The 22,236-nt window shown below is 55.7% G+C and carries 16 protein-coding genes, 1 tRNA gene and 1 pseudogene; 15 read left to right on the top strand and 3 right to left on the bottom strand.

Going from position 1 to position 22,236, the window contains the following annotated elements; translation table 11 throughout:
• Positions 1 to 415: pseudogene (locus tag B4U49_RS06575) on the top strand (glutathione-disulfide reductase); the annotation flags it as partial.
• Between the two features lie 305 nt (positions 416 to 720).
• Here the strand turns inward: B4U49_RS06575 and hpf are convergent.
• Positions 721 to 1,077, bottom strand: a complete 357-nt coding sequence (gene hpf / locus B4U49_RS06570) for a ribosome hibernation-promoting factor, HPF/YfiA family (protein ID WP_078083778.1) — start codon at positions 1,075 to 1,077, stop codon at positions 721 to 723.
• 563 nt (positions 1,078 to 1,640) lie between these two features.
• On the opposite strand from hpf, the gene B4U49_RS06565 reads away from it, so the two are divergent.
• Positions 1,641 to 2,681: a hypothetical protein gene (locus B4U49_RS06565; protein ID WP_078083777.1), complete on the top strand. Its 1,041-nt coding sequence runs from the start codon at positions 1,641 to 1,643 to the stop codon at positions 2,679 to 2,681.
• Between the two features lie 109 nt (positions 2,682 to 2,790).
• Here the strand turns inward: B4U49_RS06565 and thpR are convergent, their stop codons facing one another.
• Positions 2,791 to 3,402, bottom strand: a complete 612-nt coding sequence (thpR, locus tag B4U49_RS06560) for an RNA 2',3'-cyclic phosphodiesterase (protein WP_078083776.1) — start codon at positions 3,400 to 3,402, stop codon at positions 2,791 to 2,793.
• 207 nt (positions 3,403 to 3,609) lie between these two features.
• Here thpR and B4U49_RS06555 point away from each other — a divergent pair, with 207 nt between their 5' ends.
• Both B4U49_RS06555 and B4U49_RS06550 read left to right on the top strand, forming a co-directional pair.
• Entirely contained in the window at positions 3,610 to 4,122 is a 513-nt protein-coding gene (locus B4U49_RS06555) for an Hsp20 family protein (RefSeq protein ID WP_078083775.1), read from the top strand.
• A 2-nt stretch (positions 4,123 to 4,124) separates the two neighbouring features.
• On the top strand, positions 4,125 to 4,802 hold the full coding sequence (locus B4U49_RS06550; protein WP_193432820.1) for a class I SAM-dependent methyltransferase: 678 nt from the start codon (positions 4,125 to 4,127) through the stop codon (positions 4,800 to 4,802).
• Positions 4,803 to 4,812: 10 nt separating this feature from the next.
• Here B4U49_RS06550 and B4U49_RS06545 read toward each other — a convergent pair whose 3' ends face one another.
• Entirely contained in the window at positions 4,813 to 5,856 is a 1,044-nt protein-coding gene (locus tag B4U49_RS06545; protein ID WP_078083774.1) for a GlxA family transcriptional regulator, read from the bottom strand.
• A 225-nt stretch (positions 5,857 to 6,081) separates the two neighbouring features.
• On the opposite strand from B4U49_RS06545, the gene B4U49_RS06540 reads away from it, so the two are divergent.
• The 11 genes from B4U49_RS06540 to B4U49_RS06490 all read left to right on the top strand — a co-directional run bounded on the left by B4U49_RS06540 (position 6,082) and on the right by B4U49_RS06490 (position 22,195).
• Positions 6,082 to 7,941 (top strand): beta-ketoacyl synthase, encoded by a 1,860-nt coding sequence (locus tag B4U49_RS06540; protein ID WP_078083773.1) that lies wholly within the window; start codon positions 6,082 to 6,084, stop codon positions 7,939 to 7,941.
• A 96-nt stretch (positions 7,942 to 8,037) separates the two neighbouring features.
• A complete protein-coding gene (locus B4U49_RS06535) occupies positions 8,038 to 8,628 on the top strand; it encodes a cupin domain-containing protein (protein WP_078083772.1) in 591 nt (196 codons plus the stop codon).
• A 375-nt stretch (positions 8,629 to 9,003) separates the two neighbouring features.
• Positions 9,004 to 11,160, top strand: coding sequence for a fatty acid oxidation complex subunit alpha FadB (fadB, locus tag B4U49_RS06530; protein WP_078083771.1), 2,157 nt, complete (start codon positions 9,004 to 9,006; stop codon positions 11,158 to 11,160).
• A gap of 11 nt (positions 11,161 to 11,171) precedes the next feature.
• Positions 11,172 to 12,347 (top strand): acetyl-CoA C-acyltransferase FadA, encoded by a 1,176-nt coding sequence (gene fadA, locus B4U49_RS06525; protein WP_078083770.1) that lies wholly within the window; start codon positions 11,172 to 11,174, stop codon positions 12,345 to 12,347.
• 206 nt (positions 12,348 to 12,553) lie between these two features.
• Positions 12,554 to 12,638 (top strand) — tRNA-Leu (locus B4U49_RS06520).
• A gap of 174 nt (positions 12,639 to 12,812) precedes the next feature.
• Positions 12,813 to 14,126: a trigger factor gene (gene tig, locus B4U49_RS06515; protein ID WP_078083769.1), complete on the top strand. Its 1,314-nt coding sequence runs from the start codon at positions 12,813 to 12,815 to the stop codon at positions 14,124 to 14,126.
• 263 nt (positions 14,127 to 14,389) lie between these two features.
• Positions 14,390 to 15,034 (top strand): ATP-dependent Clp endopeptidase proteolytic subunit ClpP, encoded by a 645-nt coding sequence (gene clpP, locus B4U49_RS06510; RefSeq protein ID WP_078083768.1) that lies wholly within the window; start codon positions 14,390 to 14,392, stop codon positions 15,032 to 15,034.
• Positions 15,035 to 15,260: 226 nt separating this feature from the next.
• Positions 15,261 to 16,547 carry an ATP-dependent Clp protease ATP-binding subunit ClpX gene (gene clpX, locus B4U49_RS06505; RefSeq protein WP_078083767.1) on the top strand — a complete coding sequence of 429 codons (1,287 nt, stop codon included), beginning with the start codon at positions 15,261 to 15,263 and terminating at the stop codon, positions 16,545 to 16,547.
• 397 nt (positions 16,548 to 16,944) lie between these two features.
• The gene (gene lon, locus B4U49_RS06500) at positions 16,945 to 19,350 is read left to right on the top strand and encodes an endopeptidase La (RefSeq protein ID WP_078083766.1); all 2,406 of its coding nucleotides are present in this window, start codon (positions 16,945 to 16,947) and stop codon (positions 19,348 to 19,350) included.
• 480 nt (positions 19,351 to 19,830) lie between these two features.
• Positions 19,831 to 20,103 (top strand): HU family DNA-binding protein, encoded by a 273-nt coding sequence (locus B4U49_RS06495; RefSeq protein WP_078083765.1) that lies wholly within the window; start codon positions 19,831 to 19,833, stop codon positions 20,101 to 20,103.
• Between the two features lie 202 nt (positions 20,104 to 20,305).
• The gene (locus B4U49_RS06490) at positions 20,306 to 22,195 is read left to right on the top strand and encodes a SurA N-terminal domain-containing protein (RefSeq protein WP_078083764.1); all 1,890 of its coding nucleotides are present in this window, start codon (positions 20,306 to 20,308) and stop codon (positions 22,193 to 22,195) included.
• The last annotated feature ends 41 nt before the right edge of the window (positions 22,196 to 22,236 follow it).

Below are 22,236 nucleotides of genomic sequence, written 5' to 3'. Positions count from 1 at the left end.
GGCCGAGGCCATGGCGCTGGTCAAGCACTGGCAGACCGGGAAAACTGCAGAGATCGATTACAACAATATCCCCACGGCGGTATTTTGCCAGCCCAATATAGGTACTGTCGGCCTTACGGAAGAAGAGGCGCGACAGGCGCAAATTCCAGTAGTCATCTACAAGTCAGATTTTCGCGCCATGCGCCACTCCGTAAGCGGGCGCGACGAGCGTACCTTGATGAAGCTGATCGTGGATGGCAGCAACGACAAGGTGGTCGGTGCACATATGGTGGGGCCGGATGCCGGAGAAATCATTCAGGGGATCGCCGTGGCGATGAAGGCTGGGGCTACCAAGACGGTATTCGACCAGACGATCGGTATTCACCCGACGGCGGCGGAAGAGTTTGTCACCATGCGCACGCCTGTGGCCGATTGACGCCAGTGGCCTATTGATAGTGCAACCGCAGATGGTGCGGCTCTATAGGTAGGTGGAGACAGGTGTGCTTCCGCGGGTGTATGGCCCCCGGCGGGAGCAAATAAAAAGGCCGTGCCAGACAAATTGTCTGACACGGCCTTTTTGTATCTGTTTACTCCTTGCCCGCGCGGGCTAACGTTGGAGCCTGGCTCTTGCCATTGGCCGCCACCCCTGAGGAAGCGCCAGACGGTATGTCGCAAACTAGACCTGAAGGGTGTTCCCAAGGGCCTTGCCGAGCGTTCGCGCTCCGCGCATGGCCTCGCAGGTTATTCGGCCGCAGGTTCTTCCAGTGTGGGTACCTGATAGCGGCGGGTCTTGCGACGATCTCCCCGTTCTTTTAGGCAGCGCTCAACAGAACTGAATGCTCCGTTTACAGCGCGGTGGATAGAGTCGCTTTCATTGGTGATGGTGACCGGATTGCCACTCAGGGCCAATTCGACGGAAGCCTTGTATTGCTTGCCTTTGTGCTTGTGCTGATGAGGGGCTTCGAGGACTACACGGCTTCGTATGATGTCGCCACAATAACGTTCCAGCTTATTGAGCTTCCTGGATACGGTGTCTGCAAGGGCTGCAGATTTATCGATATCACGGAACACGATGTTATCGTAAGGCGCAGATTTCATTGGCACATACCTCCGGTTATAAAGGGTCTATGCAGGCCGCAATGTGCGGTTTGCTAAAAGAAGGTAGGGCGCCCTGTAGGGAGTCTGCTCAGCAGGAAAATCGGATCACCAGAGGTCGCATGTTCAAATTTGCCTTAACGGCAATGAGGGTGTTTTGCGCCCGGGCCGGTTTCCCAACTGGGTCAGGATTGTCTCCCTGTGATCCATAATGCGATTCTCAAAAAAAAAATCAAGCACCGCGATCAATAAATTGTCATAAAAAATTGCTAGCGGTGAAGGAACTTTTTGAGGGTCGCAATTTTTCGTTTTGAGGCACAAGTCACTAGGGGTAAATCAATCTCGTTGGCATGGTCATTGCTGCGTAAATAAGTCTGGGTTACATTGAGCCGCCTCATGGGGCTCTGTGCGCCCCGGGTTTTGCGGGTATTGCTTGTGTACTGGCGCGATGTTGCGCTCAGCCGAGGAGGCCCGGGATGAAACGGTGAAGCGGTATACAGTCAACGTTGTCCGCGACAAACCTGTGCGATTTCTGAAGTAAAAATTCAAACAACGGACTTTTGACTATGGCGGTAAAGCGTGGCCGCGCTCTGTTTTTTGCGAGCGTGTTGGGGGTGTTTGGCTGGTGTGGATTGGTGCAGGGGGCATCAAATCTAACCGTTGAACAGAACAAACTTGCGCGAATGGAGCAGTCTCAGGAAAACCGACTGGTAGAGCTTGAGGATGTGGAGAATGAAATGCTCGCGTATGAGTACAAGCTCAAGCGTGCGCAAGAGTCATTATCCAAAGCCCGCGATAATCACGAGCAGACCCTGAAAGAGCTCAAGGCTGCCGAGCGCGAACACAAACTGGGTGCGAATACCGATACCGAGCGCGCCCTGCACAAGGCGAAGCACGCTTATTCCATGGCGGAGCGTGGGGTAGACAGCAGGAATCGCCGGGTCGAGATCATCGAGTCAACCTTCGGGGAACTCGAGTCTCGTCTGAAGGCCTCCCAGGCGTCTGTGGCTGCAGGTAAATCCCGCCTGTCAGCGCAACAGGCGCGGGTCGACAAGCTCGTCAAGGCCATGTTGGTGCAGGCGGAGAACGAGAAAGAGGCGAACCGCAAGGCTGCCGCAGCGCCGGCGGCTCCGAAACCCAGCCTCGCCGCCCTGGAGCAGCCGACCATGCCTGAATTGCAGGCTCCTGAGGAGTTGGCCTCTTCAGCGGAAGTGGGTGAGCCGGAGGTGCAGCAAGTAGCCCAGGCTGTTCAGCGTGAAGTTGACCCTGAGCTGGTGGAATATGTGCGTGGTGAGCGTGCGCGTTTGCAGAAGCTGCTGGGGGAGCTCAATGAAGGCGATAGCGGCAAGCAGACATTCCGCAATCTGTCCTTGCGCCCATCCGGGGAAGACTCCGTCGATTTCGAGTTTCTGGGGGAAAACCAGTATCGCCTGATCGCTCCGGTGAGCGCCGGTCGTCAGACTTACAAGATCAACTCCTGGAAGTTCCGCCGTACGATTCCCTCCGATGACGACGGGGAGCGCTATGTATTTATTTTCGACGCCCGTCGCCTGTCCCGTCCGCGCCTGGTGATGTATCCGGAGTATGTCCTGAAACAGCTGGACTAGCCGGTCATCCGGCAGTGCTCCTGAAATAAACCGCAAAGCGTCGCTTAAGCGCTTTCCCAAAAGGCCCGCATTGCGGGCCTTTTTTGTGGTCGAGAGGTAGCAGGGGAGGTCAGCCTGGAGCGCCTCCGGTACCCAGTGGCAGAGAGAGCAGGGGACGATACTGGCTGCCGCCGGGAGCGAGAAGGCTGTGGTACAGCGTCAGGTTGTCCAGATTGCAGGTGAACGCGGCGGGAACGGGCGGGATGCGGGCGAAGCCCGAGCGGCTCCTGACAAGTGTGAAATGCGGGCGAAACGTTTTGCGCTCCGGTTGCTTGCCGATCGCCTCCATCAGTGCGCTGCACTGGCGCTGCAGGGACATCAGTTCGGGGTTCGGAAGCAATTCGCTGGCAAGCATTTTTGCCCTCTCCCTGGGGAAAGGGTGGGTGCTGACAATCTGTCCGCAACAGGCATCGCTGCGCTGGGCGATTTCTTGCAGGATTCCCTCGACCTCGTCGATTTTCTCTACATCGGTGTCGCCGAGAAATGCCAGCGTGAGGTGGCGATTGGCGTGGCTGATCCAGCGGCAATCCCGGGGTAGCCCGAAGCTGTCACAGTGCTGTGCGGTGGCGTCTAAAAAGCGCTGGGTTGCGGCGTCCGGGGCAATGCCAATAAACAGGCGTACGGTTGATCCGGGGGAGGTTGAGCCTGAAGGTGATTTCTGCGCGCCACTGATTTTTTGCATAAATTTTCAATTTTTACCCTTGAAGCCCATTGCAGTGCCCCTATATCTATTCGTGAGGGCAGCACGCTCGACAGAGGTGCCTCTCTCAACCGGGAAAATTGCCAGGAACGTTTAAGGAAATGTTTCTTGCAACGAGCCGGAAATGAATTGCCTGGTACCTTAGGTACAGGCGCACTACCAATATTGCTCTGAATTGAGGATATGACAATGCGTAATTTAGATCTTTCCCCCCTGTATCGTTCCGCCATCGGTTTTGATCGTCTGGCCAGCTTGCTGGATAACATGACGACTACCGAGCAGAACCAGCCCGCGTACCCTCCCTACAATATTGAATTGACAGGAGAAGACGCGTACCGAATTTCAATGGCCGTTGCCGGTTTTGACGAGTCCGAACTGGAGATCCAGATGGAGCAAAATCGTCTGACTGTCAGCGGTAAAAAACCTGTCGAGGAAGGCAAACGCAACTTCCTGCATCGCGGAATCGCAGCGCGCAATTTTGAACGGCGCTTCCAGCTCGCCGATCACGTACGGGTAACCGACGCCCAACTGGCGAACGGCCTGCTGCATATCGAGTTGGTGCGGGAGATTCCCGAAGCAATGAAGCCGCGCAAGATAGAAATTTCCAGTGGTAACCTGCTGCAGTCCAGGCAGGCCGAAGACAATTCCACAGCTGATGTTTCCGGCGTAAAAGCGGATGCCGGGCGCGGTCAAGCAGCCTGAGAGTGACGCTGCCGCAATCGGAAACCAACGGGCGCGGATCTGACTATCCCTGTCCACTGTGCCGCCACCCGGCGGCACAGTTTTATCATCGCGATAAATTCCGCTCATACTACCAGTGTGTCGAGTGCGCGCTGGTGTTCGTGCCCCCCGAATATCATCTATCCCGGCAGGCAGAAAAGGCCTATTACGATCTGCATGAGAACTCCGCGGAGGATGAGGGGTACCGACGTTTTCTAAGTCGCTGCGCAACACCTTTGCTGGAGCGGTTGGTTGCGCCTTCGCTGGGTCTGGATTTTGGTTGTGGTCCGGCGCCGGTACTTGCGCAAATATTGGCGCAGAACGGCCATACCATGGCGACTTATGACCTTTACTACCAGCCGGATGAATCTGTACTTTCACAATATTATGACTTTATTGTGACTACCGAGGTGGTTGAACACCTGGGGGAGCCGGTCTCTGTGCTGGAGGTGCTCTGGCAGCGGATTAACCCGGGCGGTGTACTGGCGATAATGACCAAATTGGTCGCATCACCAGAGCGTTTCGCCAACTGGCACTATATTCGCGATCCCACGCATATCGTGTTTTTCAGCACGCAAACCTTCCACTGGCTGGCGCAGCATCTGGGCGCCCAGGTAACCTTCCTCGATAGTGATGTGATTTTCCTGAACAAGCCTGCCTGATATAAAAGTCTCAGGTATTTACACGGAAGAGTTTGGCGCGCACCGTGGTGCGGTATTCACTCGGAGTGGTGGAAAGGAACTTCTTGAACAGGGCGGTAAAGTGCCCCATATCTTGGTATCCGACCTTTTCGGCAATTTCATTGACCGATAGGTTGCTTGATTGCAGCAGTTCCCGTGCCATATCCACTCGCACATTCTGCAGGTATTGCAGGGGCGTCTGGCCAGTAGCGAGCTTGAAACGCCGGTTAAACGAGCGCACGCTCATATCGAAGTATTTTGCCACTTCACTGAGTTTCACATCTTCACTGCAGTGCTGCTTCAGCCAGGTCTGGGCCTGCACGATTTCTTCATCTGGATGCAGGTGCACCGCGCCTTCCGAATAGGCTATTTCCTCAAACGGTCGACGGATTTCATGGGAGAAGTTTCGCTCGACGTGGCTCGCGATAGAGGGGCCGTAAAGCTGGCGGATCAGGTGTACCGTGACATCGGCCAGCGCGTTGACACTGGCGGCGCAAAACAGTTTGTCGGCCTGGGTAATGAAGTACTGGCGCTTGAGCTTTACTTCGGGATAGCTGGCTGCAAACTGGTCGAAGTAATGCCAGTGGGTAGTAGCCGGTTTGCCATCGAGCAGGCCGGCTTCCGCGAGAAAGCACACGCCGGTGCCTACCGCACTGATTGCCGCACCTTTTTCCGCCTGTTGGTTTAGCCAGTCCAGCAGTGGTTTGCTGCGACGCAGGGCGGGGCGGGGGTTCCGCCACAGGGCGGGGAGGTAAATGATGTCGCTGTCGGGGGCGTCGGCCAGGGCTACATCGGGTGCCAGGGTGAAGCCGGAGCGGGATTTCACCGGTTGGCCATCAATGCTGGCGGTTACAAGATTGAGCGGGGTGGTCTTTTTGTCTGCGCTGGCGCCTTCGGCCCGGATTTGATCCGCTTTTGTTCTCTCTCGGCTTCGTTCGGCACGTGCGCGGCTTTCCGCGCCACGCAGCATCTCCAGGGGAAGTACAGTGCCGGTGGAGAGCATTTGATCGATGAGCATGAATGTGACGGTGGGCATGGGGGAATCTCTACTACTTCGCGCTTCGGTCTACTGCCGCGGCTGCGGCGCTTACCTGGCCTTACCGGTAGCGCCGGGTTGTTCCGGGGCTGGATTGGCCAGATGCTCAAATTTGCTGGCCAGTATGCCCATAACCCGGCCGAATCGCCAGCCCATACACTGGCGCACCATCGAATTCGCTCCGAAATTTCGACCCGTTTTCTGAATCACAGGCAGGAGGTCAGGATGCAGCGCCTACCCGTAATCACCGCTTTTGGGGGCTTCAACCCCGCTGGTCGCAGCTCGTTTCACCGTGGCTACAAACGGCTGGTGCTGGATAGTCTCGGCGCCGATGAGCGTACAGATGTCCTTTCTGACCTGGCGGCCCTGATGGGGTTGCGCACCGGTGACGCGGCCGCAGGCCCCCTGAGTGCCGAGCTGGAACAGCAGGTTTTGCAGGGCACGCTGGTGCGGGAGCTGGAATCGCGCTACTACGACTATCGCAAGTGCCATTTCCATCAGGCGGCGGACCTGCAAAGTGAAAGCGGCTTTACCTTTGAGATGTCCGCACGCCAGCTGCCATCTCCGCTGCCGGAAGACTGGAAGGTGGAGCCGCTGGAGAAAGGACGCGTGCGTGTCCATACCGCAGGGCTCTCGGTCATGCTGGATAGCTACCGCGAAATTGCCGTGGGCTCTGCGGGCCAGTTGCCTACCGGTTTCGAGCCTGCGCAGCACTACAACTCTCGCTTCCATCCGCGCGGCCTGCAGTTGGCGATTCTCGGCGCATCCGACGCGGTCCAGTCCCTGGGTATTGATTGGGATAGGGTGGTGGAAAAAGCCGGGCCGGAAAATATCTCCCTGTATGCCAGTTCGGCCATGAGCCAGCTCGACCCCAACGGCAATGGCGGGTTGCTGCAGTCCCGCTTGCGCGGTGGACGGGTAAGTTCCAAGCAGCTGGCTCTGGGGTTGACCAGTATGCCCGCCGATTTTGTGAACGCTTATGTGCTGGGCAGTGTTGGCACCACTGGCGCGGTAGCGGGTGCTTGCGCGACTTATCTCTACAATTTGCGTGCGGCGGTGGAAGATATCCGCTGTGGTCGCGCCCGCGTTGCCGTGGTGGGTGCTGCCGAGGCGCCTCTGGTGCCGGAAGTGGTGGATGGTTATGCCACCATGGGGGCGCTGGCCAACCTGGACGGGTTGCGCAAGATTTTTGGCGATAACATCGATTTCCGCCGTGCCAGCCGTCCTTTCGGGGAAAACTGCGGCTTCACCCTCGGTGAGGGCAGCCAGTGGGTGGTGTTGATGGATGACGAGCTCGCGCTGGAGGTCGGAGCTCCTATTCACGGTGCGGTAGCTAACGTTTTTGTCAACGCGGATGGGCCTAAAAAATCCATTTCTGCGCCGGGGCCGGGCAATTACCTGACCGTTGCCCGTGCGATGTCGGAAGTACGCGCGATCCTGGGGGAAGACAGTCTCCGTCAACGCAGTTTCGTTCAGGCCCACGGTTCCAGTACTCCACAGAATCGGGTTACCGAGTCGGCAATTTTTGATCGGCTGGCAGCGGCATTCGGCATTGAAGGATGGCCGGTGTGTGCGGTCAAGGCGTTCGTCGGCCATACCGTGGCGGCGGCGAGTGGAGACCAATTGATCACTAGCCTGGGTATTTTCAATCGCGGAATCCTGCCGGGTATTACCACCATCGAACGGGTGGCCGATGACGTGCATCACGATCACCTTGCACTTTCAACCAAGCATGTGGAGCGGGATCCGGCATCATTGGAAGTGGCCTTCCTGAACTCCAAGGGTTTCGGGGGCAACAATGCTACTGCCAGCGTACTGGCCCCGCACGTTGCCGAAAAAATGCTTGCCAAACGTCATGGTGAGCGGGCGATGACGGAGTATCGCAAGCGTAACGAAGCCGTCACCGAGAACGCGCTGGCCTACGACGCTCGCGCCAGCCGCGGCGACCTGGATGCGATTTACCGCTTTGGTGAAGGCCTAATCGACGAGGCGGGAATTGCGCTGGAAGGTTCGAAAATGACTATGCCGGGTGTCGCCGGAAGTGTTTCCCTGCCGGATGAAAACCCGTTCGCTGACATGGTGTAAAGCGCGCGGGTTTCCCGGGCAGCGGGGTGGGGCTCTGTGCGAGCACGCTTTCAGGGGGTAGACTTCCCGTGAAAATCCCGCGACAGGTAGTACTGGATGACAGAAAAGGATGCCAAGGTGCCGCCGGCAGACGTTGCCGGCGGTGATGATGTCGGCGCACGGTTAAAGTCTGTGCGTCTGATGCACGGTTGGTCGCAACGTGAGCTGGCAAAACGCGCCGGCGTTACCAATGCCACCATCTCTCTTATCGAACAGGGGCGAGTCAGTCCTTCGGTGGGTTCCCTCAAAAAAGTGCTGAACGGCATTCCCATGTCGTTGGCTGATTTCTTCACTTTCCATTTCGACAGTCAGCCCCAGGTATTTTTCCGTTCCGCGGAAATGCCGAACGTTGGGCCGGGCCCGATCCAGTACCGTCTCCTCGGAGCCGGTAATAACCAGCGCAGTATGTCAATTCTTTATGAGGTCTATCCTCCGGGTCAGGATACCGGTCCCGAACTACTTAGCCACGACGGCGAGGAGGGCGGTATCGTGGTATCTGGCGCGCTGGAAGTGACTGTTGGCGGCGAGGTGGCCCTGCTCGGCCCCGGAGACGGCTACTATTTTGATAGCCGCAGGCCGCACCGTTTTCGCAACGTGGGTGACGAGGACTGTGTCCTGGTGAGCGCCAACAACCCTCCCAGCGTCTGATTGATTCCTGTTGGTTGTTTTTGCTTTTTTTGCTCGCTGCTTCCGTTTCCCCCGTTCTGCTGAGTGGGGTATCAATCCGGGTTGTTTGTTGCTTCTTTCGACGAAGCGGTCAAATTTTGAACTCTTGGGCGGCATGACCACAATTCGGGCATCAAACCGGACAGTGGATATGGCGGAAATGGTATTCAAACAAGTGTTTTAATCTGGCTATACTTGGGCGCGTTGACTGATTTCGAGAAGCGCGTCATTAGCTGGTTGCATTTGCGCCTTACGCCTGCCGGGAGGTAATCCCGAAATCTGTCATGCACAACCCGACCCCCCGGACCGGTGAGCTCAACAGAAAGTCACCCCGGTCACCAATCAATGAGGTCAATAATGTTATTTAGTGGCAAAGCGCTATCCGTGCAGATGCTGGAAAACGGCATCGCGGAACTGAAATTCGATCTGGAAGGCGAATCCGTCAATAAATTCAATCGTCTCACCGTTTCGGAATTTTCCGAGGCTCTGGATGCAATTGAAAAGGCTGGCGATATCAAGGGCCTGTTGCTGACCAGTGGCAAAGGTGTATTTATCGTTGGTGCGGACATTACCGAGTTTGGCGGCGCTTTCTCAGCTGGCGCTGACGGTATCGCCGAGCTGATGAACAAGAACAACGAAAACATCAATCGCCTGGAAGACCTCCCGTTCCCCACTGCGGTTGCTATCAACGGCTACGCCCTGGGCGGCGGTTTTGAAGTGTGCCTTGGTTGCGATTATCGCCTGATGGGCGACAAGGCCAAAGTGGGATTGCCGGAAGTGAAGCTGGGTCTGATCCCGGGCTGGGGCGGCACCGTGCGTCTGCCGCGTGTAGTTGGTGTTGACGTTGCGGCAGAGTGGATTGCCGCCGGTAAAGAGCAGCGCCCCGACGCTGCGCTGGCCGCGCACGCGGTGGATGCAGTGGTGCCCACCGAACAGTTGAAAGATGCAGCACTGAAGTTGCTTACCCGTGCCATCAACGGCGAGATTGATTACCAGCAGCGTCGCGAAATCAAAAAATCGCCGATTCCGCTTAACGATACCGAAGCCCTGATGGCCTTCTTTACCACCAAGGCATTCGTGGGACAGCAGGCGGGTCGCAACTATCCCTCCCCGGTAAACGCCGTCACCTCCATCGAGCAGGGCTACAAGCTCGATCGTGATGAAGCGCTGAAAATTGAGCAGCAACAGTTTATTGCCAGCGCCCAGACCGAAACTGCCACCTCCCTGGTAGGTCTCTTCCTGAACGACCAGAAGGTAAGCAAGGTCGCTAAAGGCTGGGAGAAAAAGTCTGACAAGGAAATTGAGCGCGCGGCCGTACTGGGTGCGGGCATCATGGGTGGTGGTATTGCCTACCAGTCTGCCTACAAAGGCACACCCATCAAGATGAAGGATATTAACCAGGACGGTATCGACCTGGGTCTGAAAGAAGCAGGCAAGCTTCTCACCAAGCTGGTCGATCGCGGCCGCATGACGCCCGCAAAAATGGCTGAGACCCTCAACCGTATCGAGCCCACCCTGAGCTATGACGGCTTCAGTGATGTGGATATCGTGGTAGAGGCAGTGGTAGAAAACCCGAAGGTGAAGCACGCTGTATTGAAAGAAGTGGAGACCAAGGTCTCTGAAGACACGGTAATTGCTTCTAACACCTCCACCATTTCCATCGATACCCTGGCGGAACCCTTGTCCCGCCCGGAAAATTTCCTCGGTATGCACTTCTTCAACCCGGTGCACAAAATGCCGCTGGTGGAAGTGATTCGCGGTGAGAAGACTTCTGAGAATGCTGTTGCCCGTGTCGTTGCATATGCCAACAAGATGGGTAAGAAGGCCATCGTTGTGCGCGATTGTCCGGGATTCCTGGTGAACCGTGTACTGTTCCCGTACTTTGCTGGATTTGCGATGCTGGTGCGCGATGGTGCGGACTTCCAGCAAGTCGACAAGGTGATGGAGCGCTGGGGTTGGCCGATGGGTCCTGCCTACCTGATGGACGTTGTAGGTATCGATACCGGTGTGCACGCAGAGAAGGTCATGGCCGAAGGCTTCCCGGAGCGTATGGGTAAGACTTTCACTGCGGCATCCGATGTGATGTACGAAGCTGGTCGCTACGGCCAGAAGAACGGCAAAGGCTTCTATAACTACGAAGAAGACAAGAAAGGTCGCCCGAAGAAAGTCGCTACGGACGAAGCCTATGAGCTGCTGAAGCCGCATGTGGCTGAGCGTACCGAGTTCGAAAACGATACTGTCATCGAGCGTATGATGGTGCCGATGGCTACCGAACTCGCCCGCTGCCTGGAAGAGGGGATCGTCGATTCTCCCGCTGAAGCCGATATGGCGCTGATCTACGGCATCGGTTTCCCGCCCTTCCGCGGTGGCATTTTTGCCTGGCTGGACAGCATCGGCCTGGATAACTTCGTGAAAATGGCCGAGAAGTACAGTGACCTGGGTGAACTGTACAAGCCTACCGAAGGTATGCGCGAAATGGCCGCCAGCGGCAAAACCTACTACGGCGACAAGTAAGGAGAGTTTCCATGAGTCTGAATCCTAGAGATGCCGTAATCGTCGACTATGCGCGTACTGCCATGGGCCGATCCAAAAACGGCGTATACCGCAATGTGCGGGCCGACGACATGTCCGCAGATCTGCTGAAAAAATTTCTGCAGCGCAATGAAAAACTGGATCCGAAAGAAATTGATGACGTGATCTGGGGCTGTGTTATGCAGCGCGACGAGCAGGGCTTCAACGTGGCGCGCATGATCGTACTGCGCGCTGGCCTGCCGCACACGATTCCGGCGCAAACAGTTAACCGCCTGTGCGGTTCCTCGATGTCTTCCCTGCATACTGCTGCGGCGAACATCCAGGCTGGTGTCGGTGATGTTTATGTCGTGGGTGGTGTTGAGCATATGGGCCACCTGAACATGATGGAGCACGTCAGCCCGAACCCGATGCTTGGCCGGTTTATGGCCAAGGCTGCCGGCTCCATGGGCATGACCGCAGAATACCTGGCGATGATGCACGGTATCCAGCGTCAGCAGATGGATGAATTCGGGGCGCGTTCGCACCAGTTCGCGGCAAAGGCCACTGAAGAGGGTAAGTTCAATCGCGAGATCATCGCCATTGAAGGTCACGATGACGATGGTGTGCCGATGCTGGTTGAGAAGGACCAGACTATCCGGCCGGAAACCACCGTTGAGGCCCTGTCTCAGCTGAGACCCGCATTCGATCCCAAGCACGGCCAGGTAACCGCAGGTACTTCTTCACAGATCACTGACGGTGCCTCTGTGATGCTGGTCATGTCCGCCGAGCGCGCTCAGGCTCTGGGTCTTACCCCGATCGCGAAAGTGCGTGAAATGGCGCTGGCCGGTGTGGATCCCTCAATCATGGGTTACGGCCCGGTACCGTCCACCCAGAAAGCGCTGAAAAACGCCGGCCTGACCATCGAGGATATCGACAAGGTTGAGCTGAACGAAGCGTTTGCAGCACAGGCGCTGCCCGTGCTCAAAGACCTCAATCTGCTGGATGCGATGGACGAAAAGGTGAACCTGTATGGCGGCGCCATCGCACTGGGTCACCCGTTCGGTTGTTCCGGCGTCCGTATTACTGGCACTTTGCTGTCGGTCATGCAGAACGAAGGTGGAGGCCTGGGCGTCTCGACCATGTGTATCGGTCTGGGGCAGGGGATTACCACGATCCTCGAGCGGGTATAACGCTCTCCGGACTTCGCCTGTAATGCAGGTCATGCGGGGCACCTTTGAGGTGCCCCGTTGTTTTTTAGGCCTGTCGCGCACTCTCGACGTGCGCTTTTGTTGAAGCCCTGTGTCCACTGTGGCACAATCTGCTCCCCTCGCTACGGGCCTATCTGGATTTTTGTTAAAAATCCATAGAAATCAAAGGTTTAGCGTGGCGAGGTTGCGGGGACGTGGTGGAATTGGTAGACACGCCAGATTTAGGTTCTGGTGCCGCAAGGTGTGGGAGTTCAAGTCTCCCCGTCCCCACCAATTAGTAATTTTGTAGTCCGTGCCAAAAAGCGCATTTTTGAATTGGAAAATGTGCGGCGCGGGCTGTTTGTATATGGCGGCCGGCGAATGATTGTCGGCGCAACGCTAGTCGCTGGTGCCGGGGCTGCCCCGTAGCCCGGCATCTGTGAAGAGAAGAGTCTCACGAGGATTATCATGCAGGTTTCCATCGAAACAACTTCCGGTCTGGAACGTCGCCTTACGGTCAATTTGCCGGCAGAGGTCGTAGATAAGGAAGTGGACAAGCGCCTTCAGCAGGCAGCCAAGACTGTGCGCATCAACGGCTTCCGTAAGGGCAAGGTGCCCATGAAAGTTGTGCGTCAGCGTTTTGGTGCCGGTGTGCGCCAGGAAGTCCTGGGTGAAGTGATGAGCCGCTCTTTCTACGATGCGGTACAGAAAGAACAGGTTAAGCCGGCTGGCCAGCCCAGCATCGAAGCTAAAAACGTAACCCCGGGTGAAAACCTGGAGTACGTCGCCACTTTTGAGGTTTACCCGGAAGTGACGCTGACCGATCTGGCTGAAGTAGAAGTTGAGCGTCCGAAAGCAGAAGTGACCGACGCTGACGTTGAGAACATGATCGACGTACTGCGCAAGCAGCAGTCTGGCTGGAAAGAAACCAAGCGCAAGGCCCAGAAAGGCGACCGCGTTACCATCGATTTCGTCGGTCGCAAAGACGGTGAAGAATTTGAAGGTGGCAAGGCTGAAGGTCAGCAGCTGGTACTGGGTTCTGGCAGCATGATCCCCGGTTTCGAAGACGGCATCATCGGTATGAAGCCCGGTGAAGAGAAAGAAGTGGAAGTAACCTTCCCGGAAGATTACCAGGCGGAAAACCTGGCTGGCGCCGCAGCGGTATTCACCATCAAGGTGACCGGTTCGGAGAAGCCTGAACTGCCTGAGCTGAACGACGAATTCTTCGCTGCTTATGGCGTAGAAGAGGGCGGCGAAGAGAAGTTCCGTGAAGAAGTGCGCGGCAATATGGAGCGCGAGCTGAAGAACGCGGCGCTGAACAAGGTCAAGACCCAGGTCATGGACCAGCTGTTTGAAAAGCACGAAGTTGAAATTCCTGCGGCACTGGTTCAGGGCGAAGTCCAGACCCTGCGCGGCCAGATGATTCAGCAGTTCGGCGGCCAGATTAAGCCGGAAGACGCAGCCAAAATGCTGCCCGACACCATGTTTGAAGACCAGGCGAAGCGTCGCGTCGTACTGGGTCTCGTAGTGGGTGAAATCGTTAAAGAGAACAAGCTGTCTGTCGACGGTGATCGCGTAAAAGCGAAAGTCGAAGAGCTGGCTTCTACTTACCAGCAGCCGGAAGAAGTGGTTGAGTACTACTTCAACAACCGCGAGCTGCTGGCTGGCGTAGAGTCTGTTGTGCTGGAAGATCAGGTCGTTGATTTTGTGCTGGATAAAGCCAAGGTCAGCGAAGTCGAGAGCACTTACGACGACGTCATCAAGCCTCAGAAACAGGCTTGATTGTAGAAAACGGCCACCACAGGGTGGCCGTTTTTTCTTCAGCTGAAAGTTTGGAAAATCTTTTGATTAACCAGTCCTGCCGAGTTGCCCGCCCCAAGAAAATCTTTTCTCGTTCTATTCCCTCGCAATCCCGCTTTGCCCAACTGGCTTTATCGCGGTTGAGCAGTTAAGCTCAGATTGACCGTATATTTCAGGGTTGTGCTTTTTTTGAGCACGCCTGTTCTGTAGTCGCCTAATACGCCGAAGAAGGAAGCATCGTATCCATGGCATATATTGATAATTCTGCGAACGCCAACGACATTCTCGCCACTGGTGGCCTGGTTCCCATGGTGGTTGAACAGACCGCGAGAGGGGAGCGTTCTTTCGATATCTATTCCCGTCTGCTGAAAGAGCGGGTGATCTTTCTGGTGGGCCCGGTGGAAGACCACATGGCCAATCTGGTGGTCGCTCAGTTGCTGTTTCTTGAGGCGGAAAACCCGGACAAAGATATCCACCTGTACATTAATTCACCGGGCGGTTCTGTTACTGCGGGCATGTCCATTTATGACACCATGCAGTTTATCAAGCCGGATGTGAGCACCATGTGTATCGGGCAGGCGTGCAGTATGGGTGCCTTCCTGCTGACTGCGGGTGCCGAGGGTAAGCGCTATGCGACGCCAAATTCCCGGGTAATGATCCACCAGCCTAGCGGTGGTGCCCAGGGGCAGGCGTCAGACATTCATATCCACGCGCAGGAAATCCTGAAAATTCGCGCGCGCCTGAACGAACTGATGGCGCATCACACTGGTCGCAGTGTGGCGGATATCGAGCGGGATACCGATCGCGATCGCTTCCTTAGTGCGGATGAGGCCAAAGAGTACGGCCTGGTTGACGATGTTCTCGCTCGCCGCCAGGCGCTGGGTAAGTGACGCCTAAAGACGCGTAAAGGGGCATCAATTGCCTAAAAATCCTTCAGAAGCCGGGGCCCTGTTCTTCGGGCGGGGTCCAGCGCGACATCTTCTCCTTAAGGTGCATTTGCCGGCTTCTAAACGGACGGATAAAAAAGCTTGAAAAACCTGCCAAAAGGCCGCATCTTGCTTATGAACCCTATTTGCCGCCGCATTTCGGCTGGCTGCCAGACCACGGAGTACATAGATGACTGATCAGAACAGCGGAGACGATAACGGCAAACTCCTTTACTGTTCCTTCTGTGGCAAAAGCCAGCAGGAAGTACGCAAACTGATCGCGGGTCCATCTGTTTACATTTGTGACGAGTGTGTTGAGCTCTGTACAGATATCATTCGCGAAGAAGTTCAGGAATCCGTCGACGGTGACGATTCCCGCCTGCCCACACCGCAGGAAATTACCGAAATTCTTGACCAGTACGTCATAGGCCAGGCTCGCGCCAAGAAGGTGCTGGCGGTTGCGGTTTACAACCATTACAAGCGTCTTCGCACCAGCAAGGGCGTGAAAGGCAAGGACGAGGTAGAGCTCGGCAAATCTAATATCCTGCTGGTCGGGCCTACCGGTAGCGGTAAAACCCTGCTCGCGGAAACCCTTGCCCGTCTGCTGAACGTGCCGTTTACCATTGCCGATGCGACTACCCTTACCGAAGCCGGTTATGTGGGTGAAGACGTAGAAAACATCATCCAGAAATTGCTGCAGAAATGCGATTACGACGTGGACAAAGCCCAGCAGGGGATTGTCTATATCGATGAAATCGACAAGATTTCCCGCAAGTCTGACAACCCCTCCATCACTCGCGATGTGTCTGGTGAGGGCGTACAGCAGGCGCTGCTGAAATTGATCGAAGGAACCGTGGCGTCCGTTCCTCCCCAGGGTGGACGCAAGCATCCGCAACAGGAGTTCCTGCAGGTCGATACCTCCAACATCCTGTTTATCTGTGGCGGCGCCTTTGCCGGTCTGGATAAAGTGATTCGCGATCGCTCCGAGAAGGGTGGAATCGGTTTCTCTGCAGAGGTGAAATCCAAGGATGCCAACAGCAACTTCGGTGAAGTGCTGCTGGATCTCGAGCCAGAAGATTTGGTGCGTTATGGCCTGATTCCCGAGTTTGTGGGGCGCCTGCCAGTAACCGCCACCCTGGAAGAGCTGGATCGCGCCGCGCTGGTGCAGATTCTTACTGAGCCGCGCAACGCATTGACCAAGCAGTACGCAAAGCTGTTTGAAATGGAAGATGTAGAGCTGGATTTCCGCGCCGATGCGCTGGATGCCGTCGCTACCAAGGCCATGGAGCGTAAAACCGGCGCTCGCGGCCTGCGTTCCATCATGGAGTCTGTATTGCTCGAAACCATGTACGACATCCCCTCCATGGATAATGTCGCGAAAGTGGTCATCGATGAAGCGGTCATCAAGGGCGAATCGGCACCGCTGCTCGTATACGAGCAGGCCGAACAGCCACAAAAGGCCGCTCCTGAAGAGTAAGCCGCAGTCCTGACTGTTGATCCAGTGGTTGCCCGTGCGACCACTGGACTCTTCCTGAAAGCCCCGTTCCGGGGTTTTTTTGTGCGCGCGAAATACGCTGCTTCGCGGCTATCGGCCGCATTTCATTGGGTGTGCGTCCATGCTGCACTAACGCCTGCGGTAGATTTCAGTGCTACCGCTCCCTCTTGCACCGGAATTTGCATGTTCCATGACTATGATCGAGCGAGCTGAATTAAACTAATTTTGCTGCGCGGGTCGAGGTGGGCTTGTTATTCTGTAGCACGCCCCCAACTTAGACTCTGAACTGGCGCAAACCGGGAGCCGGGATCCGGATTTTCCGAAGTGAATAAGACGCCAACCTGGTGGTTTAGGCCACCTGAAGGCCGAGAGGAGTTATATGGACCAGCCATCCGAGACCTTGAACGAATACCCATTGCTGCCGCTGCGAGACGTGGTGGTATATCCCCATATGGTCATTCCACTGTTTGTGGGCCGGGAAAAGTCCATCGATGCGCTCGAAGAGGCTATGCGCAGCGACAAGCAGGTACTGCTGGTGGCCCAGCGCCAGGCATCGGAAGATGATCCCGGGGCCGATGATGTCTACCGCGTTGGTACTGTCGCGAGTGTGTTGCAGCTGCTGAAACTGCCCGACGGTACGGTAAAGGTGCTGGTAGAGGGTGGGCACCGAGTAAAAGTAGAAGAGATCCAGGAAGGGGACGGGCACTATCGTGCCAAGGTTTCCCCGCTGGAGTCAGAGGAGTTACCCGAGGCCGAATCCGAGGCCCTGGTTCGCTCTGCCATGTCCCAGTTTGAACAGTACGTCAGTGTCAGCAAGAAAGTACCCAATGAGGTGATGACTTCGCTGTCGGGCATTGACGAGCCGGGCCGTCTGGCCGATACCATCGCCGCACATATGTCGCTGGACTTGCCGCAAAAGCAGGAGCTGCTCGAGACAGTCAGTGTCAAGGAGCGCTTGGAGCATTTGCTCGGACTGATGGATTCCGAGATCGATCTGATTCAGGTGGAAAAACGCATTCGCGGCCGCGTGAAAAAGCAGATGGAAAAGAGCCAGCGCGAGTACTATCTCAATGAGCAGATGAAAGCGATCCAGAAAGAGTTGGGCGAAATTACTGAAGAGCCCAACGAGATCGAAGAGCTGGAACAGAAAATTGCCGACTCGGGTATGTCTGCGGAAGCGGAAAAGAAAACCCGCGCTGAACTCGGCAAGCTGAAAATGATGTCGCCAATGTCTGCTGAGGCATCGGTTCTGCGCAGTTACATCGACTGGATGCTGAGCGTTCCCTGGAAAAAAGCCAGCCGTGTTCGCCACGACCTGATCAAGGCTGAAGAGATTCTCAATAAAGATCACTACGGTCTGGAAGAAGTGAAGGAGCGTATCCTCGAATACCTGGCGGTGCAGAAGCGCGTTAAAAAGGTGAAGGGGCCCATTCTCTGCCTGGTAGGGCCTCCTGGCGTAGGTAAAACGTCCCTGGGTGAGTCCATCGCCCGTGCCACCAACCGCAAGTATGTGCGTATGGCGCTTGGCGGTGTGCGTGACGAAGCGGAAATCCGCGGCCACCGCAGAACCTATATCGGTTCTTTGCCGGGGAAATTGGTTCAGAAAATTTCCAAGGTGGGCGTTAAAAACCCGCTGTTCCTGCTCGACGAAGTCGACAAGATGGGTATGGATCACCGCGGTGATCCGGCATCAGCACTACTTGAAGTGCTTGATCCTGAGCAGAACAAGTCGTTCAACGATCACTATCTGGAAGTGGATTACGACCTGTCCGACGTGATGTTCGTATGTACCTCCAACTCGATGAATATTCCCGGCCCGCTATTGGACCGTATGGAAGTAATCCGTATCCCCGGTTATACCGAGGATGAGAAGCTGAACATTGCCCAGCGCTATCTGATTCCCAAACAGCGCAAGGCTGCGGGCCTGAAGCCCGAGGAATTGGAACTGTCTGATCAAACCGTGCGCGATGTGGTGCGTTATTACACGCGCGAAGCGGGTGTGCGTGGGCTCGACCGTGAAATGGCAAAAATTTGCCGCAAGATCGTTACCGAGCATGTGCGCAAGTCCACAACCAGCAAGGTAGTGGTAGAGCCTGAGCAGCTTGGTGAATTACTGGGCGTACGCAAATTTGATTTCGGCCGCGCTGAAGAGGAGAACAAGATCGGGCAGGTTACCGGTCTCGCCTGGACAGAAGTGGGAGGTGAATTGCTAACCATTGAATCCTCTGCGGTGTCCGGTAAAGGGCGGGTGATCAAAACCGGTTCCCTTGGCGATGTGATGCAGGAGTCGATTCAGGCTGCCTTGACGGTGGTGCGCGCGCGCGCACAGGCGCTGGGTATCGCACCGGATTTCCATGAGACCCGGGATATCCATATCCATGTTCCGGAGGGGGCGACCCCGAAAGACGGTCCGTCTGCAGGTATCGCCATGTGCACGGTTCTCGCATCGGTGCTGACCAATATCCCGGTGCGCTCTGATGTGGCGATGACCGGTGAGATTACCTTGCGCGGTGAAGTGTTGCGTATCGGTGGTCTCAAGGAAAAGCTGTTGGCTGCCCACCGCGGTGGTATCAAAACCGTTCTTATTCCGGCGGACAACGAGCGCGATCTCAAGGATATTCCTGACAATATCCAACAGGATCTGGTGATCAAACCGGTCAAATGGATTGACCAGGTGTTTGAATATGCGCTCGAAAAAACGCCTAGCCCGCTGAGTGATGAAGAGTATTCAGCGCTGCAAAAGCAGGCGGAAGAGCGTTCCCAGCGGTCTATCCAGACTCACTAATTGAAGCGGGACATCTTCGTTGATATAGGAGAGGGACTCTAGTCGAGTCCTCTCTCTTATTTTCGGGTTCCCATTTCTACGGTGCAAAACTGTTGCCTTTTTGAGCTGCTTCCCCGGCGTTTACCTCACCGGGCAGTTTCTCTGTTGATGAAGCGCTCGGTATAAGCAAAAAAGCGTTGAACAGAGCGCTTAAAGTCGCGTAGAGTACGCAGCCTGCCTATCCGCAGGTTAAAAAATGATCTCGGCGGACGTTGCCTGATCAAGTGTGATTTAAAAACGTTCAACTCCCCGCAAAGCCGCATGGTTCCTTGACCCACCAACAGGCAGTTGGTATAAAACGGGGCTTGTTGCGCTGCGGGGGGCCGCACGCGATCAAAATTTTAACTGCAAAAAAATACATGAATGCACCTCTTTAAAAGAGGCTGCATCAGACCAAACATACACACCTAGAAACCTAGATAAAGAACAGAGGGATATAGCGTGAATAAGTCCGAACTGATTGAAGCCATTGCCGCATCTGCCGACATTCCTAAGGCAGCCGCTGGCCGTGCTTTGGACGCGATGGTAGACAGCATTACCGATGCACTGAAACAAGGTGATCAGGTAGCACTGGTTGGCTTTGGCACCTTTGCTGTCAAAGAGCGCGCTGCGCGTACCGGTCGCAACCCGCGCACCGGCGACCCGATCGAAATCGCTGCGGCTAAAATCCCTAATTTCAAGGCTGGTAAAGCTTTGAAAGACGCGGTGAATTAAGAAGCCTTGTAACCGACAAAGCTTCAAGGAGGCGTATCAGATAGATGCGCCTTTTTTGTTTCTGAACAAGTGAATTTTTTATTTGGATCAGCGGATTTAGGCCGTATTCAGTAGGTGCCAGGTGCGAGCCGGTGCAGTACTGCAATAACAATAAACAGTGATCCAGATTTGTACTGATAAGAGTTAAATTTCGGAGCTGAATATGCTTCAGTCCATGCGCGACAACCTGAAAGGAACGGCTGCGATCATCGTTGCAGCGTTTTTCGGATTTATTATGGTCATCGGTGGGATCGATTTCTTCACCGGGGCCAGTGGCGGTTCGGCGGATAGAGTAGCCGAAGTCAATGGAGAGAAGATCTCCAATCTCGATTTGCAACGGGCGATCCAGAATCGCCGCAGCATGATCGAAAGCCAGTATGGCGAGAACGTACCGGCAGACCTGTTGACCGATGAGCAACTGCGTGGTCCCGTACTGCAGCAGCTGGTGAACAGTTCGGTGATGCGCCAGGCCGCGCAAAAGCGCGGTATGGTGATGAGCTCTACCGTGGTCGACAAGGAAATCGTGCAAATGCCCGGCTTCCAGGTCAATGGCCAGTTTGACCAGCAGATGTTTCGCGATGGCTTGCGCCGTATGGGATACAGCCCCGCGGGCTTCCGTCAGCTGCTTGAGCAGGAAATGGTCATGCAGCAGTACGTCAGCAGCGTTTCCGACAGCGCGTTTGCGACTCGTGCAGAAGCGGAAGAGGTCGTATCCGTGTCCATGGAGGAGCGCGATTTCGATTACCTGACACTTTCCGCTACCCCCTTGCTAGAGGGTATTCAGGTAGACGATAGCGAAGTGCAGTCGTTTTACGAAGAAAACCAGCAGGATTTCCAGCGTCCCGAGCAGGTAGCCATCGAATACATCGAGCTTACTCCTGAACAGTTTGCTGCAAATATCGATGTGTCCGACGAAGATGTACGTGCACAGTACGACCAGGAAGTGAAAAACTTCCAGGCCAACATTCGCCGCCATGCAGCGCATATCCTGGTTGAAGGTGAGGATGAGGCGGCCCAGGCAAAAGTGGCCGAGGTACAGGCCAAGCTGGACGAGGGCGCAGAATTCGAAGCGCTGGCTAAAGAGTACTCCGATGACATTATTACCAGCGAAGAAGGTGGTGATGTAGGCTTTACCAGTGGTGACGTGTTCCCCGAGCCTTTTGAGGATGCGCTGACCAAACTGGAAGTCGGTCAGGTTTCCGGGCCGGTAAAAACCGATGCGGGTGTACACTTTATCAAGCTACTCGAAGTGGCCGATGCTGAGCCCCCAACGTTTGAAGAGCGCAAATCAGCCATCGCCGCGCGTCTGCGTAATGCGGAGGCCGAGCGTGAGTTTGTCGGTGCGATTAGTCGTCTTGGTGATTTGGCATACAATGCGGAAACCCTGGCAGGTCCTGCCGAAGAGCTGGGTGTTTCTGTGCAGAAGTCCCCGCTGTTCTCCCGTCAGGGCGGTGCGGGTATTACTGCTGATGCCAAGGTACTTGCCGCAGCATTTGCGCCTGAGGTAATGGAAGATGGCAACTCTTCCGATGTGCTCAACCTGTCTGAAAACCATGCGGTGGTGCTCAAGGTCACCGAGCACAAGCCGGCAGGTGTCAAAGCGCTGGATGAGGTTCAGGAAGAAATTGTACAGCGCCTGAAGCGCGATAAAGCAGCTGAGCAGCTCGCGAGCAAGGCTTCCGCCATCGAGCAGCAGGTTGCTTCAGGCGAATCCCTCGCGGATGTTGCCAAGGCACAAGAGCTTACACTGGAGACCAGCGACAAGACCCGTCGTGGTGGTTTCGGTGCGCGCGGTCAGGTAGTCGAACACGCGTTCAGCATGGATGCACCTCGTCCTGGTGCGAAAAACCTGGAAGAGTTCAGGCTGGCTTCCGGGGACGTAGTGCTGGTACAACTGCGTGCTGTGCGCCCGGGAGACATTTCTCGCCAGAGCAAGGAGCAGCGTGAGGCGTTGATGCAACAGCTCGCTTCTATGCAGGGTGCTTCTGAACTGGCTGCGGTACAGCAATTCCTTACCAGTCAGGCGGATATCGAGTTGACTGTGACCGAATAATTTTCAGGTCGCCGATAACAGGCACAAAAAAACCGGCGCAT

Origin of the sequence: Microbulbifer mangrovi, assembly GCF_002009015.1 — a bacterium.
Taxonomy (GTDB): Bacteria; Pseudomonadota; Gammaproteobacteria; order Pseudomonadales; family Cellvibrionaceae; genus Microbulbifer; species Microbulbifer mangrovi.
The sequence above is the reverse complement of the archived record's forward strand: the minus strand, read 5'-3'. Positions and strand labels throughout refer to the sequence as shown.

Bases quoted from the DNA above. Each gene is read 5' to 3' on its own strand.
- clpP (WP_078083768.1), top strand. From the start codon at position 14,390: ATGGCATATATTGATAATTCTGCGAACGCCAACGACATTCTCGCCACT.
- B4U49_RS06535 (WP_078083772.1), top strand. From the start codon at position 8,038: ATGACAGAAAAGGATGCCAAGGTGCCGCCGGCAGACGTTGCCGGCGGT.
- hpf (WP_078083778.1), bottom strand. From the start codon at position 1,077: ATGAAATCTGCGCCTTACGATAACATCGTGTTCCGTGATATCGATAAA.
- B4U49_RS06555 (WP_078083775.1), top strand. From the start codon at position 3,610: ATGCGTAATTTAGATCTTTCCCCCCTGTATCGTTCCGCCATCGGTTTT.
- B4U49_RS06545 (WP_078083774.1), bottom strand. From the start codon at position 5,856: ATGCCCACCGTCACATTCATGCTCATCGATCAAATGCTCTCCACCGGC.
- thpR (WP_078083776.1), bottom strand. From the start codon at position 3,402: ATGCAAAAAATCAGTGGCGCGCAGAAATCACCTTCAGGCTCAACCTCC.
- clpX (WP_078083767.1), top strand. From the start codon at position 15,261: ATGACTGATCAGAACAGCGGAGACGATAACGGCAAACTCCTTTACTGT.
- tig (WP_078083769.1), top strand. From the start codon at position 12,813: ATGCAGGTTTCCATCGAAACAACTTCCGGTCTGGAACGTCGCCTTACG.
- fadB (WP_078083771.1), top strand. From the start codon at position 9,004: ATGTTATTTAGTGGCAAAGCGCTATCCGTGCAGATGCTGGAAAACGGC.
- B4U49_RS06565 (WP_078083777.1), top strand. From the start codon at position 1,641: ATGGCGGTAAAGCGTGGCCGCGCTCTGTTTTTTGCGAGCGTGTTGGGG.
- B4U49_RS06490 (WP_078083764.1), top strand. From the start codon at position 20,306: ATGCTTCAGTCCATGCGCGACAACCTGAAAGGAACGGCTGCGATCATC.
- B4U49_RS06540 (WP_078083773.1), top strand. From the start codon at position 6,082: ATGCAGCGCCTACCCGTAATCACCGCTTTTGGGGGCTTCAACCCCGCT.
- fadA (WP_078083770.1), top strand. From the start codon at position 11,172: ATGAGTCTGAATCCTAGAGATGCCGTAATCGTCGACTATGCGCGTACT.
- lon (WP_078083766.1), top strand. From the start codon at position 16,945: ATGGACCAGCCATCCGAGACCTTGAACGAATACCCATTGCTGCCGCTG.